At 74.2% G+C, this 13,475-nt stretch carries 13 protein-coding genes; 10 read left to right on the top strand and 3 right to left on the bottom strand.

Annotated elements, in window-relative coordinates; all coding sequences use genetic code 11:
* Positions 1 to 103: 103 nt before the first annotated feature.
* On the bottom strand, positions 104 to 1,648 hold the full coding sequence (locus DOO78_RS13890; protein WP_243634542.1) for a L,D-transpeptidase family protein: 1,545 nt from the start codon (positions 1,646 to 1,648) through the stop codon (positions 104 to 106).
* A 116-nt stretch (positions 1,649 to 1,764) separates the two neighbouring features.
* Here DOO78_RS13890 and DOO78_RS13895 point away from each other — a divergent pair, with 116 nt between their 5' ends.
* From DOO78_RS13895 to DOO78_RS13905, 3 genes are all read left to right on the top strand, one after another.
* A complete protein-coding gene (locus tag DOO78_RS13895; RefSeq protein WP_111470413.1) occupies positions 1,765 to 3,141 on the top strand; it encodes an aspartate aminotransferase family protein in 1,377 nt (458 codons plus the stop codon).
* 70 nt (positions 3,142 to 3,211) lie between these two features.
* Complete coding sequence (locus tag DOO78_RS13900) at positions 3,212 to 3,991, top strand: SDR family NAD(P)-dependent oxidoreductase (protein WP_111470415.1); 780 nt, start codon at positions 3,212 to 3,214, stop codon at positions 3,989 to 3,991.
* Complete coding sequence (locus tag DOO78_RS13905) at positions 3,972 to 4,793, top strand: MlaA family lipoprotein (RefSeq protein WP_111470417.1); 822 nt, start codon at positions 3,972 to 3,974, stop codon at positions 4,791 to 4,793. Before DOO78_RS13900 ends, DOO78_RS13905 begins: the two co-directional genes overlap by 20 nt.
* 130 nt (positions 4,794 to 4,923) lie before the next feature.
* On the opposite strand, the gene DOO78_RS13910 is transcribed toward DOO78_RS13905, so the two are convergent.
* The gene (locus tag DOO78_RS13910) at positions 4,924 to 5,676 is read right to left on the bottom strand and encodes an SDR family oxidoreductase (RefSeq protein ID WP_111470520.1); all 753 of its coding nucleotides are present in this window, start codon (positions 5,674 to 5,676) and stop codon (positions 4,924 to 4,926) included.
* Between the two features lie 73 nt (positions 5,677 to 5,749).
* On the opposite strand from DOO78_RS13910, the gene DOO78_RS13915 reads away from it, so the two are divergent.
* From DOO78_RS13915 to DOO78_RS13930, 4 genes are all read left to right on the top strand, one after another.
* Positions 5,750 to 6,772, top strand: coding sequence for a Bug family tripartite tricarboxylate transporter substrate binding protein (locus DOO78_RS13915; protein ID WP_165838888.1), 1,023 nt, complete (start codon positions 5,750 to 5,752; stop codon positions 6,770 to 6,772).
* Complete coding sequence (locus DOO78_RS13920; protein WP_111470421.1) at positions 6,769 to 7,914, top strand: iron-containing alcohol dehydrogenase; 1,146 nt, start codon at positions 6,769 to 6,771, stop codon at positions 7,912 to 7,914. Before DOO78_RS13915 ends, DOO78_RS13920 begins: the two co-directional genes overlap by 4 nt.
* A gap of 100 nt (positions 7,915 to 8,014) precedes the next feature.
* The gene (locus DOO78_RS13925) at positions 8,015 to 9,130 is read left to right on the top strand and encodes an LLM class flavin-dependent oxidoreductase (protein WP_111470423.1); all 1,116 of its coding nucleotides are present in this window, start codon (positions 8,015 to 8,017) and stop codon (positions 9,128 to 9,130) included.
* 46 nt (positions 9,131 to 9,176) lie between these two features.
* On the top strand, positions 9,177 to 9,386 hold the full coding sequence (locus DOO78_RS13930; RefSeq protein ID WP_111470425.1) for a hypothetical protein: 210 nt from the start codon (positions 9,177 to 9,179) through the stop codon (positions 9,384 to 9,386).
* A 172-nt stretch (positions 9,387 to 9,558) separates the two neighbouring features.
* Here DOO78_RS13930 and DOO78_RS13935 read toward each other — a convergent pair whose 3' ends face one another.
* Positions 9,559 to 10,497, bottom strand: a complete 939-nt coding sequence (locus tag DOO78_RS13935) for a tripartite tricarboxylate transporter substrate-binding protein (RefSeq protein ID WP_165838889.1) — start codon at positions 10,495 to 10,497, stop codon at positions 9,559 to 9,561.
* Between the two features lie 131 nt (positions 10,498 to 10,628).
* Between DOO78_RS13935 and DOO78_RS13940 the strand changes: the two genes are divergently transcribed.
* From DOO78_RS13940 to DOO78_RS13950, 3 genes are read left to right on the top strand one after another with little or no spacing between them, the layout of a single operon-like run.
* Complete coding sequence (locus DOO78_RS13940; protein ID WP_111470429.1) at positions 10,629 to 11,510, top strand: TauD/TfdA dioxygenase family protein; 882 nt, start codon at positions 10,629 to 10,631, stop codon at positions 11,508 to 11,510.
* 1 nt (position 11,511) lies between these two features.
* Positions 11,512 to 12,423: a fumarylacetoacetate hydrolase family protein gene (locus DOO78_RS13945; protein ID WP_111470431.1), complete on the top strand. Its 912-nt coding sequence runs from the start codon at positions 11,512 to 11,514 to the stop codon at positions 12,421 to 12,423.
* Positions 12,420 to 13,400 (top strand): Bug family tripartite tricarboxylate transporter substrate binding protein, encoded by a 981-nt coding sequence (locus DOO78_RS13950; protein WP_111470433.1) that lies wholly within the window; start codon positions 12,420 to 12,422, stop codon positions 13,398 to 13,400. Before DOO78_RS13945 ends, DOO78_RS13950 begins: the two co-directional genes overlap by 4 nt.
* Positions 13,401 to 13,475 lie beyond the last annotated feature (75 nt).

Raw genomic sequence — 13,475 nt, forward strand, 5'->3', positions numbered from 1 at the left:
CGGACTCGGCCATGCGCGGCGGCACGGCCCGACGCATCTGCACCGCCGCGCCCGCCCGCGCCACCCCCTCCCGGCGAGGCGGCCGCGCGCGGCGCCGCCCGGATCAGGGCGTCCGCAGCTCGGCCAGGCGCGGCAGGCGCGGCGCGTCGAGGGCGCGGGCATAGGCCTCGTCGAGGCCGTAGAGATCGGGGCGCAGCCGCGCCTCGCCGCCCTCGATCGTCGCCGTCGTGTAGTGCAGCCGCACCGGGATGGGGCGGCCGACCGGCATGACCGCCGTCTGCCGGCTGGCGAGCACCTGCTCGATCCGCGCCTGGTCCCAGCCGGGCGTGCCCTGCAGCGCCACCCCGAGCAGTTCCATCGGCCGCTCCAGCCGGATGCAGCCGGAGGAGAAGGCCCGCTCGGCCCGCCGGAACAGGCCCCGGTCCGGCGTGTCGTGCATGAAGATGTCCTCGCCGTTCGGGATCACGAACTTGATCCGGCCGAGGGCATTGGCCTCGCCCGCATCCTGGCGGATGAGGTAGGGGAAGCGGTCCTTCTGCACCGCGCGCCAGTCGATCGCGGCGGGGTCGAGCTCGACCCGTTGGCCATCGGCGAAGCCGTAGACGCGGAAGCCCTTCTCCATCATGGCGCGCGGGTTGGCGCGGAATTTCGGCAGCAGGTCCTCGCGCGCGTTGCGCTCCGGCACCCCCCAGGGCGGGTTGAACATCACCGAGGTGAGGCGCACCCGCATCACCGGCGTCGGCCGCGCCGGCTTGCCGACGATCACCGCCATCTCCAGCGTGACGCGGCCCGCCTCGACCACCTGCAGGCGCTGGTAGGGGATGTTGACCTCGATCCGCCGCTCGGCGCCGGGCGGCGCGGCGGCGCGGCGCATGTCGAGGGCGACGCGGAGCTGCCGGACCGCGACCTCCGCCGGGCGGTTGAGCGCGGCGAAGGTCATGCGGCCGATCCGCCCATCCGGCTCCAGCCCCTCCGCCGCCTGGAAGCGCTGCACGGCGGCGACCAGCGCCGGGTCGTAGACCAGCGGGTCCTCGGGCGGCGCCGCGGCCAGGGCCAGGGCCAGCGCCGGGTCGCCCGCGGCGAGGCGCGCCCGGAGCGCCAGCACCCGTTCCGCATCGGCCATGCCCGGCTCGAGCGCCTCGATCCCCGGCATGGGGGGCACGGGCGGCCAGCCGCCGGCGGCGACGCGGGCGCGGGCCGCGGCCAGCGCCCGCTTCAGCACCGCCGCGCCCGGCGGCAGCAGCGCCGCCCGGTCGATCACCGCGGCGGGCTCGGCCGCGGCCGCCAGCTCCGCCGCCCAGGGGCCGAGCGGCAGGGCGGCGGTGTCGCGGCGGAGATCCGGGCGGTTTGGCAGCTCCCGCACCCGGCCGTGCAGCAGGTCGGCCAGCGCCGCCACCGCCGCCTGCCGCAGCGCCGCGGCGAAGACGGCCGGCTCGGAGCGGGCGAGGCCCTCCGACGGGATGCCGTAGTCGCGCGGCTCGAGCCCGTCCTCGGCCAGGCGTTGCAGGCGTTGCGCCAGGCGCTGCAGGGCCTCGGCGCCCTGGACGCCGATGGCCGGGGCGGCCGGCCGCTCGGGCGGCGAGGCATGGGCGGCCGGCACCACGAGCGCGGCGGCGGCGAGCAGGGCGAGGGCCGGGAGGGAACGCACGGCACAGTGATACAGGGCGGCGGCCGGCATCGCCAAGCAGAAGCCGCAACGAGTCGCCCCGCGTTGACGCCGCCCCCGGCCCGCGGGAGCCTCGGCCGCCTTCCGGGAGACCCGCCATGCCTCCGCTCGATCCGCTCGCCACTCCCCACCCGACCGGGCCCGGCCGCAACAGCGACCTCGACGCCGCCCTCGCCGAGGCGCGGGAGAGCTATGCCGCGGCCCGGCCGCGGAGCGCGGCCCTCCATGCCCGGGCGCGCGAGGTGATGCCCGGCGGCAACACCCGCAGCGTGCTGTTCTACGCCCCCTTCCCCACCGCCATGCAGCGCGGCGCGGGCGCCCGGCTCTGGGACGCCGATGGCCGCGCGTATCTCGACCTGCTCGGCGAATACAGCGCCGGGCTGTTCGGCCATTCCGAGGGCCGGATCCTGGCGGCGGTGAAAGCCGCCCTCGATTCCGGGATCAATCTCGGCGCGGTCGGCGAGAGGGAGTCGGAGCTCGCCGGCCTCATCGCCGGCCGCTTCCCCTCGGTCGAGCAGGTGCGCTTCACCAACAGCGGCACCGAGGCGAATCTGATGGCGCTGGCCGCCGCCCGCGCCTTCACCGGCCGGCCGAAGACCCTGGTGATGCGCGGCGGCTACCATGGCGGCGTGCTGACCTTCGCCAGCGAGCGCAACCCGGTGAACCTGCCGATCCCGCTCGCCTTCACCGACTACAACGATCCGGAGGCGGCGACCCGCGACATCCTGGCCGAGGGGGATGGGCTCGCCGCCGTGCTGGTCGAGCCGATGCTCGGCTCCGGCGGCTGCATCCCGGCGAGCGACGCCTTCCTGCGGGCGCTGCGGGAGGCGACGCGGCGGACCGGCGCGGTGCTGGTCTTCGACGAGGTGATGACCAGCCGGCACGGCCCCGCCGGGCTGCAGGGGCTGACCGGCGTCACCCCGGACATGACGACGCTCGGCAAGTACATGGCCGGCGGGATGAGCTTCGGCGCCTTCGGCGGCCGGCGCGAGATCATGGCGGTCTTCGACGGCCACCGGCCGGGGACGCTGCCGCATGCCGGCACCTTCAACAACAATGTCTGGTCCATGGCGGCCGGCTGCGTCGCCATGGGCGAGATCTTCACCCCCGCGGTCGCCGCGGCGCATTACGCGCGCGGCGAGGCGCTGCGGGCGGCGCTGAACACCGCCTGCGCGCGCTCGGGCCGCGCCATGCAGTTCACCGGCCGCGGCTCCATGATGACGGCGCATTTCCGCGCCGGCCCGATCACCGCCCCCTATGCCGCCACGGCGGCCGAGGACGGGCTGCGGGAGCTCTTCTTCTTCGACATGCTGGCGGCCGGGATCTACCTCGCCCGGCGCGGCATGACGGCGCTCTCCCTGGCGGTGACGGAGGCGGACGGCGCCCGCTTCCTCGCCGCCGTGGAGGAGTTCCTGGCGGCGCGCGGCCCGCTGCTGGCCGCCGCCGCGCCGGGGGCGGGCCCGTCGCCCGGGTGAATTCGCCCATCCGGGCGTATCCGGGCCCGGGGCATCTGCTCTACCCTGAGGGTCGACCGAGGAGACTCCCATGTCGACGTCCATCGCCGGCCAGCACCGCCTGCCCAACCAGGCGCGCCGGGTCCTGCTGCTCACCGGCGCCTCGCGCGGGATCGGTCATGCCACGGTGAAGGTGTTCTCCGCCGCCGGCTGGCGGGTCATCACCGTCTCGCGCCAGCCCTTCCCGGAGGAATGCCCCTGGGCCATGGGGCCCGAGGACCACATCCAGTGCGACCTGGCGAGCCCGGAGGACACCGAGCGCGCCATCGACGAGATCCGGCAGCGGCTGGAGCCCGAGGGCGGCAGGCTGGACGCGCTGGTGAACAATGCCGGCATCTCGCCGAAGGGGGCGGGCGGCGCCCGGCTCGGCACCATCCAGACCGCGCTCGACGACTGGAAATGGGTGTTCCAGGTGAATTTCTTCTCCTCGATCATGCTCGCCCGCGGGCTGATCGAGGAGCTGCAGCGCACCCGCGGCGCGGTGGTGAACGTCACCAGCATCGCCGGCAGCCGGGTGCATCCCTTCGCCGGCGCCGCCTATGCCACCTCCAAGGCGGCGCTGATGGCGCTGACGCGGGAGATGGCGCATGATTTCGGCCCGCTCGGCATCCGGGTGAACGCGCTCAGCCCGGGCGAGATCGACACCTCCATCCTCTCGCCGGGGACGGAGAAGATCGTCGAGGAGCAGATCCCGATGCGCCGCCTCGGCAAGCCGGCCGAGGTGGCGAAGGCGATCTACTTCCTCTGCACCGAGGCCTCCTCCTATGTGAACGGGGCGGAGATCCACGTGAATGGCGGCCAGCACGTCTGATCCGGGCCGGCGCGGCCTGGCGGTCCTCGCCCTCGGCCTCTTCCTCGCCGGCTGCGCCACGCCGCCGCCGGCCTCCGACCCGGAGGCGCTGGCCGAGTTCCGCGCCAACAACGACCCCTTCGAGCCGGCGAACCGCACGCTCTACGCCGCCAATGAGTGGCTCGACCGCGCGGTGACGCGGCCGGTCGCGGTGGAGTACCGCCGCGCCGTGCCGCGCCCGGTGCGGAGCGGCATCCGCAACCTGCTGAACAACATCCGCAGCCCGGTGATCCTGTTCAACGACATGCTGCAGGGCGAGCCGCGCCGCGCCGGCGACACGCTGGGCCGCTTCCTCATCAACACCACGGTCGGCGTCGCCGGCCTCTTCGACGTCGCCGACAGCTGGTTCGGCGTGCCGCGCCATACGGAGGATTTCGGCCAGACCCTGGCGGTCTGGGGCCTCGGCGAGGGCCCCTACCTCTTCCTCCCCCTCTTCGGGCCGACCAATCCGCGCGACCTCGGCGGCTCCGCCGTCGACGGCTCGGCCAACCTGATCACCTGGTTCGGCCAGGGCGCGGTGGTGGACGCGCTGCGCACGACGCGCGGCGCGATGAGCCTGGTCGATACCCGCGAGGCGCTGATCGACCCGGTGGACGAGCTGCGCCGCACCTCGCTCGACCCCTATGTCACCTATCGCAGCGCCTACCGGCAGCGGCGGCAGGCGGATATCGAGAACCGGCTCGGCCCGGCGGTGACCAGCAGCACCGGCGCCTTCCTGCCGACGCCGGCGCCGAAGGAACCGCCCGGCGCCACGCCGCCCTGAAGATCCCCGTCGGACCCGTCGCGGCCCGTCGTCCTGCCGCGGCTTCGCCGCGGCAGGCTGTGACGATCCCTGGGCAGAAGGGGACTCATGGGGCCCCACGAAGCCGCGAAGCGGTTTCGTGGGGAATATCCTACCGTCCGCCGCCCACCGGCAGCAGCGCGCCGCTGACATAGCTCGCCGCGTCGGAGAGCAGCCAGAGCACCGCCTCCGCCACCTCCTCGGCGCTGCCGCCGCGCCCGAGCGGCACGCCGGAGGCCATGCGTTCCACCCGGTCCGGCATGCCGGCATTGGCGTGCAGCTCGGTGTCGATCAGCCCGGGATTGACCGCGTTCACCCGGATGTTCCGCGGCCCGACCTCCCTGGCGAGGCCGATGGTGAGCGTGTCCACCGCGCCCTTGGTGGCGGCGTAGTGGATCCACTCGCCGGCGCCGCCGAGCGTCGAGGCGCGCGAGGAGACGTTCACGATCGACCCGCCCGGCGGCAGATGCGCCAGCGCCGCGCGGCAGCAGGCGGCGAGGCCGAGCACATTGGTGCGGAACACGCGCTCCCAGACAGCGTCCGTGCTCTCGCTGAGCAGCGCCTTCGGCCCGGTGATGCCGGCATTGTTCACCAGTGCGTCGAGCCGGCCGAAGCGGCCGAGCACCGCCGCGAAGCTGGCCGCGACCGCCTGCGGATCGCCGACATCGGCCTGCATCGCCAGCGCCGCCGCCCCGGCCGCCCGCACCGCCGCCTCGGTCTCCGCCGCCCGCGCCGCGTTGCCGGCATGGGTGAAGGCGACGTCGTAGCCCCGCGCCGCCGCCAGCCGCACCACCGCGGCGCCGATGCCGCGCCCGCCGCCGGTCACCAGCAGCACCTTCCGCGACGCTCCCTCCTGGTCTGGCATGCCCCTCCCCTTCCCGCGGTTTTGCGGGCAGCATAGGCCGGACACGAGACCCGAGGGAGGGGATGGGCAGGCCATGCCGATGATCGGAGGCGGGGCATCCGCCGGGCTGCGCCGGCGCGCCCTGCTCGCCGCCGCGCCGGGCCTTGTCGCACCGGGCCTTGTCACGTCGGGCCTGGCCGCATCGGGCGGCGCGGCGGCGCAGGGCCGCATCATCCGCCTCGTGCTCGGCTTCCCGCCCGGCCGCTCGGCGGATTTCCTCGGCCGCGCCATGGCCGAGCCCCTCGGCCAGGCCCTCGGCGCCACCCTCCTCATCGACAACCGGCCCGGCGCCGGCTCCAACCTCGCCACCGAGCATGTCGCCCATGCCGCGCCGGATGGCGCGACGCTGCTGCTCGGCGGCAATTTCAGCCATGCGGTCAACCTGGTGCTGTATCGCCGCGTCGCCTTCGACCCGATCGCCGACTTCACCGCCATCGGCCGGGTCTGCGACCTGCCGACCGTCATCGCGGTGAGCGCGGCGAGCGGCATCACGAGCCTCGCCGACCTCCTCGCCCGCATGCGCGCCCAGCCGGGGCGCTGGAATTACGGCACCCCCGGCATCGGCACGCCGAGCCACCTGGCCGGGGCGCGGCTCGCCCGGGTGACGGGGCTCGACTGGACGCATGTGCCCTTCCGCGGCGGCGCCCCCTCGCTCACCGCCCTGCTCGCCGGCGATATCGAGGTGATCATCGCCACGCCGCCGGTGATCCTGCCGCATGTGCGGGCCGGCAAGGCGGTGGCGCTCTGCCTCACCACGGCCGCGCCCTCGGCGGCGATCCCCGGCGTGCCCGGCGCGGCGGAGGCCGGTCTGCCCGGGCTCGACATCGCCGGCTGGTACGGGGTCTGGGCGCCGGCGCGCCTGCCCGCGGCGCAGCGCGACGGCGTCTTCGCGGCGCTCGGCGCGGCGCTCGCCGACCCCGCGGTGCAGGCGCGCCTCGCCGGCGAGGGGCTGCGCGCCTGGCCGAGCGAGAGCCCGGCCGCCTTCGACGCCTTCATCCGCCAGCAAATGCCCTTCTGGGCCGAGGTCGTGCGCGACGCAGGAGCGACAGCCGAATGAGCAACAAGGTCCATCGCTGGCCGGCGCAGCAGCGCGTGCGCACCGGCCCCATCGCCGAGGCGCTGCCGCCGGAGCTGGCCGATTGCGCCCGGGTGCTGCTGGTCACCACCCGATCGCTCGCCGGCAGCCGCATCGCCGCCGCGGCGCGGGCCGCGATCGGCGAGCGGCTGGCGGGCGAGTTCGCCGCCATGCGCGCCCATTCCCCGGTGGAGGACGTGCTGGCGCTGGCCGCGATGCTGCGCGAGAGCGGCGCCGAGCGGGTGGTGGCGCTCGGCGGCGGCAGCGTCATCGACGGCAGCAAGGTGGCCTGCCGCGCCCTCTGGGCCGGCGTCGCCGACCGGGCGGGGCTGCTCGGCCTCGCCGTCTCGCGCGGCGCCGAGGCGGAGGGCTGGGATGCCAGCGAGCCGAGCCCGCGCATCGTGGCGGTGCCGACCACGCTCTCGGCCGCCGAATTCGCCCCGCATGCCGGCTACACCGATCTCGAGGCCGGGCGGAAGCTGCGGGCGGTGCAGGCGAGCCAGGTGCCGCGGGCGGTGATCCTCGATCCGGTGGCGACGCTGGAGACGCCGGCCGAGCTGCTGCTCTCCTCCGGCATCCGCGCCGTCGACCATGCGGTGGAGCGGCTCTGCGCCCGCCTCCGCGCGCCCTTCTCGGATGCCGTCTCGCGCCAGGCGCTGGCCATGCTGGCCGAGGCGCTGCCGGCGATCCGCCGCGAGCCGGGGGACCTGGCGGCGCGGGCGGCGGCGCAGCAGGCGATGTGGCTCTCGGTGATGGGCGGCTGGGCGGGCGTGCCGACCGGGGCCAGCCATGGCATCGGCTACATCCTCGGCGGCGCCCGCGGCGTGCCGCACGGCATCACCTCCTGCCTCGGCCTGCCGGCGGTGATGCAGTGGAACGAGCCGGTGAATGCCGAGCAGCAGCGGGAGGTGGCCGCGATCCTCGGCGGCGGCAGCGGGCATGAGGCGTTGCGGCGCTTCATCCGCGGCCTCGGCCTGCCGACCACCCTCGCCGAGATGGGCATCGCCGAGAGCGAGATCGAGGGCCTTGCCGCCCGCTGGGATGGCGGCCCGCCCATCGCCACCAATCCGCGGCCGGTGCAGGGCACGGAGGATGTGGCGGCGATCCTGCGCCTGATGCGGTAGCGGCGGCGGCCGGCGCGGCATGCCCCTTGCGCGCCGGCCGCAAGCGGCGCGAGCATTGCGGGCAACCGGGGCCAGACCCCGGCAGAGGAGGACGGACCCAATGGAATTCGGCTATTTCTCCATGCCCTCCCACCCGCCGGAGCGGGGGCTGAAGGAGGGGCATGACTGGGACCTCCAGACCATCCGCTGGCTCGACGCGCTCGGCTTCTCCGAGGTCTGGATCGGCGAGCACCACACCGCGCCCTGGGAGCCGCATCCGGCGCCCGACCTGCTGCTGGCCCAGGCGATGCTGGAGACCAGCCGCATCCGCCTCGGCCCCGGCGGCTTCCTGCTGCCCTACCACCACCCGGCCGAGCTGGCGAACCGCGTCGCCATGCTCGACCACCTCTCGAAAGGCCGGCTGAATTTCGGCATCGCGGCGAGCGGGTTGCCGAGCGACTGGGCGATGTTCAACGTGGATGGCATGTCCGGCACCAACCGCGAGATGACGCGCGAGGCGCTCGACATCATCCTCAAGCTCTGGACCTCGGAGGTGCCCTTCCATTTCGAGGGCAAGTACTGGAAGGTCGACAAGCCGGACACGATGTTCGGCTTCCTCAAGCCGCATCTGAAGCCGCTGCAGGCGCCGCATCCGCCGATCGGCGTGGCCGGCCTGTCGAAGAACTCCGACACGCTGAAGATGGCGGGCGAGCACGGCTTCCTGCCGATGAGCCTCAACCTCAACCCCGGCTACGTGAAGAGCCACTGGGAGAGCGTCGAGGCCGGGGCGCGCAAGGGCGGCCGCACCGCCGACCGCCGCGACTGGCGGCTGGTGCGCGAGATCTTCGTCGCCGACACGGACGAGGAGGCCTGGCGGCTCTCGGTCGGCGGCATGATGGGGCGGATGATGGGCGAGTACTTCCTGCCGCTGCTGTCGAATTTCGGCTTCAAGGAATACCTCAAGCACAGCCCCGAGGTGCCGGACAGCGACGTGACGGTGGAGTATTGCGCCAGGCGCAACTGGCTGATCGGCTCGCCGGCGACGGTCGCCGAGAAGATCGAGCGGATCTACGAGGATGTCGGCGGCTTCGGCCAGCTTCTCGTCTTCGGCTTCGACTACCTGGAGAATCCGGGCGCCTGGCAGAACTCGTTGCGGCTGATCCAGGAGGAGGTGGCGCCGCGGGTGAAGCACCTGGTGCCGCAATCGCCGCCGGGCGCGCTGGCCGCGGCGCAGTAGGCCGGCCCGGCGACGCCTTGCCTTGCCGGAATTCTTCAACCATAGAATGAGCATGCGCCTGACCAGCCTCTGCCTCCTGCTCCTCGCCCTCAGCGCCTGCGGCCCTGGCGGGCTGCAGCCCGGCGCCCGCTATTCCGGCGTGCCGGACACCATCATCGGCGATGCCCAGCGCAACCGCGCCATGGGGACGATCAGCAGCGAAGGGACCATGTGGTCCAAGCAACAGGGCTACCTGACCACGCCCAGCCCGCGGTAGCGCCGGGCCCCGTGGCGCGGAGGCCCCAGGCAAACCGGAGGCTTCCGCCCGGCGCCAAGGGGACTGCCGATGGGGGCCGTTGATGGGGCACCAGCAACGGCCGTTGGCATTAGAGCAGATCCCGATCAGGTGAACTCACCTGATCGGGTGAAGATGCCCTGAAAACAATAGCCTAGGTCGGCTGCACGCCGGCGCGCCCGGCGATCCACAGCCAGCGCGCCTGCTCCGCCGCGATGAAGGCGCGCGCCGCCCCGGCCTCCGCGCCGACCGGCTCCAGCCCCCGCTCGCGGAAGGCCTCCGCCAGCCCCTCCCGCATCGCCGCCTGCACCGTCGCGCCGATCCGGACCTGCATCGCCTCCGGCAGGCGCGCCGGCGCGACCAGCGTCGCCCAGGTGCTGCCGGCGAGGAAGGGAAAGCCCGCCTCCGCGGTGGTGGGCACCGCCGGCAGCACGGCGCTGCGCCCCGCCCGGCAGAGCGCCAGGGCCCGGATGCGCCCGGCCTGGAGCTGCGGCAGGGCCGAGGGGATCACGTCCAGCAGCAGCGGCACCTGCCCGGCGACGAGGTCGGTCATCGCCGGCCCGCCGCCGCGATAGGGCACATGGGTGAGCGTGAGGCCGGTCTCCACCCGCAGCCATTCCGTCAGCAGGTGGTTGGCGGCGCCGGTGCCGTGCGAGGCGTAGTCGAGGCCGCCCGGCCGGGCCCGCGCCAGCGCCACCAGCTCCCCGAGGCTCCGCACCGGCAGATCGGCATTCACCAGCACCAGGAAGGGCTGCTCGGTGAGCCAGGCGAGCGGCGCGAAATCCTCCGGCCGGTAGGGGATGGTGCGCATCACGGCGCGCGCCACCGCCAGCTCGGCCGAGGCGCCGACCAGCAGCACCGAGCCATCCGGCGGCGCCTTGGCCACCAGATCGGCGCCGAGGATGCCGGCCGCGCCCGGCCGGTTCTCGACCACCACCGGCTGGCCCCAGGCGCGGCCGAGCCGCTCGGCCAGCAGCCGGGCGACGAGGTCGGTGCTGCCGCCGGGGGGATAGCCGACCACCAGCCGCAGGGCGCGGCCGGCCGGCTCCTCGGCGCGGCCGAGGGCCGGCAGGGTGAGCCCGGATCCCAGCATCGCCCGCCGCCCGAACCGCATCGCCCCGCCCCGGTCGTTTCCCCCGCGCGATGCTGCGGCGGCCCGGCGCCGGGCGCAAGCTTGACCCGGTGCGGACCCTGGCCGAGTCTGCGTCGCCGGAGGAAGCGAGCATGCGGATCACACCCAACAATGCCGGGCTCGGCGCGCGGATCGAGGGCATCGACCTCGCGCAGCCGCTTGGAGAGGACGGCTTCCGCACCCTGCTGCGCGCCCTCGGTCAGTACGGCGTGCTCTGCTTCCCCGACCAGGAGCTGGACGCGCCGCAGCTCTCGGCCTTCGGCAGCCGCTTCGGCGAGCTGGAGGTGAACGTCGCCAACATGTTCCACGCCCCCGGCCATCCGGAGGTGATGATCCTCTCGAACATGAAGGACGCCGCCGGCAAGCCGGTCGGCCTGCACGATGCCGGCCAGGGCTGGCACACCGACATGTCCTATTCGCGCGAGATCGCGCTGGCCAACGCGCTGCACGCGAAGCAGGTGCCGATGCGCGACGGCGTGCCGCTCGGCGACACGCAGTTCCGCAACATGCACGCCGCCTATGACGACCTGCCGGCCGAGATCGTGCAGCGGCTGGAAGGCCGGGTGGCGATCCACGACTTCGAGAAATTCTGGGAGGTCATGCGCACCCGCCCGGGCAGCATCCGCAAGCCGCTGACGCCGGAGCAGCGGGCGAAGAAGCCGCCGGTGCCGCAGCCGATCTTCCGCACCCACCCGATCACCGGGCGGCGCGTGCTCTACTGCAACCCCGGCTATGCGATGCGCATCGAGGGGCTGGAGCCGGCCGAGAGCGACGCCATGCTGGAATACCTGTTCCGCCACCAGGCGCAGGCGAAATACCTCTACAGCCATGCCTGGCGGCCGGGCGACCTGCTGATCTGGGACAATATCGGCACCGTCCACAACGCCAAGGCCGATTACGGGCCGGAGGAGCACCGCTACATCCTGCGGGTGCAGGTGATGGCGACGCGCGACTACGCGGCGCTGGCGGCCTGAGATGAAGCTGGCGAGCTTCGAGGCCGAGGGCGCCTCGCGGATCGGCGCCGTGCTCGGCGATGCGGTGGTCGAGTTCCAGCCGGCGCTGGATGCGGCGCGGCAGGCGGCGGGCGAGCCGCCGGAGCGGCTGCCCGGCGAGATGCGCGGGCTGCTCGCCGCCGGCGAGGCGGCGATGGCCGCGGCGGCCCGGGCGCTGGCCTTCGCCGCCCGGCCGGAGAATGCCGCGCTGCGCCGCCCGCTCGCCGCGGTGCGGCTGCTGGCGCCGCTGCAGCCGGGCAAGATCCTCGGCGTCGGCCGCAATTACGCCGACCACGCGAAGGAGGTGGGCGGGCCGAAGCTCGCCGCGCCGCGCATCTTCCTCAAGCCGACCTCCTCGGTCAGCGGCCCGGGCGAGGTGGTGCGCCTCCCCGCCGCGGCGCTGAAGCCGGATTGGGAGGTGGAGCTCGGCGTCGTCATCGGCCGCCCCGCCTGGCAGGTGGAGGAGGGCGCGGCGCTCGACCATGTCGCCGGCTACACGGTGCTGAACGACCTCACCGACCGGGCGCTGCAATTCGACCACCCGATCGGCATGACCAGCTTCGGCAAGGGGCTGGACGGCTTCTGCCCCATGGGCCCCTGGATCGCCACGCCGGAGGAGGTGGGCGAGCCCTGGGCGCTCGAGCTCCGCTGCACGCTGAACGGCGAGGCGGTGCAGCATGGCAACACGCGCGACCTGATCTTCCCGGTCGCCACGCTGATCGCCTGGCTCAGCCGCTTCGTCACCTTGCAGCCGGGCGACGTGATCGCCACCGGCACGCCCGCCGGGGTCGGGCATTTCCGCGACCCGCCGCGCTACCTGAAGCCCGGCGACCGGCTGCGGCTGGAGGTGGAGAAGGTCGGCGTGCTCGAGCACGGCATCGGGGGCGCGGCGTGATCCGTCGCGCCCTCCTCCTGCTGCTGGCGCTCGCCGGCACCGCCGCGGCCGAGCCGCGCGCGCCGGGCACCGACTACCCGAACCGGCCGGTGCGGATCGTCGTGGCGCTCGCCCCGGGCGGCAATGCCGATCTCAACGCGCGGCTGGTGGCCGGCCAGCTCTCGGCCCAGCTCGGCCAGCAATTCGTGGTCGAGAACCGGCCGAGCGGCGGCGGCACCGTCGCCTTCGAGACGGTGGCGGCGACGCCGCCCGATGGCTACACGCTGCTGGTTGGCGCGCTCGGCTCGCATGCGCTGAATATCGGCCTCTATGGCGACCGGCTGCGGGTGCATCCGCTGACCGGCGTCGACCACGTCACCATCAGCAGCCATTCGCCGATCGCGGTCGCGGTGCATCCCTCGCTCGGCGTGACGACGCTGGCCGAGTTCCGGGCGCTGCTCGCCGCCAACCCCGGCAAGTACGACTACGGCTCCTCCGGCAACGGCACCACCGGGCATATCGCCGGCGCCATGCTGGTGCAGCTCCTCGGCGTGCAGGCGCAGCACGTGCCCTATCGCGGCTCGGCCGCGGCCTTCGCCGACCTCGCCGCCGGCCGCACCGCCTTCCAGGCCGACACCCTCTCCTTCCTCGCCGAGCCCATCCGCAGCGGCGCGGTGCGCGGCCTCGTCATCGCCACGCCGGAGCGCTCGCCCATGGCGCCCGAGGTGCCGACCAGCGCCGAGGCCGGGCTGCCCGCCTACCAGGCGACGACCTGGACGCCCTGGAGCGCCACGCTCGGCACGCCCCTGCCGATCCGGCAATTCCTCTACGAGCAGATCGCCGCGGCGCTGCGCGTGCCGGCGGTGCGCGAGCGGCTGCTGCAGCTCGGCAACACCATCCCCGAGGGGATGACGCCGGAGCGGACCCGCGCCTTCATCGCCAGCGAGATCGCGCGCTGGGTGCCGATCGTGCAGGCGAGCGGCGCGCGGGTGGATTGAGGCGCCCCCCGGCGGCGGCCGGGGGTGGCCGCCTTCGCCACACGACGATGTCCCTTGACGTCTCGTGAACGAAAT

The sequence above is a fragment of the Roseicella frigidaeris genome (assembly GCF_003258945.1).
In the GTDB taxonomy this organism is placed as follows: Bacteria; Pseudomonadota; Alphaproteobacteria; order Acetobacterales; family Acetobacteraceae; genus Paracraurococcus; species Paracraurococcus frigidaeris.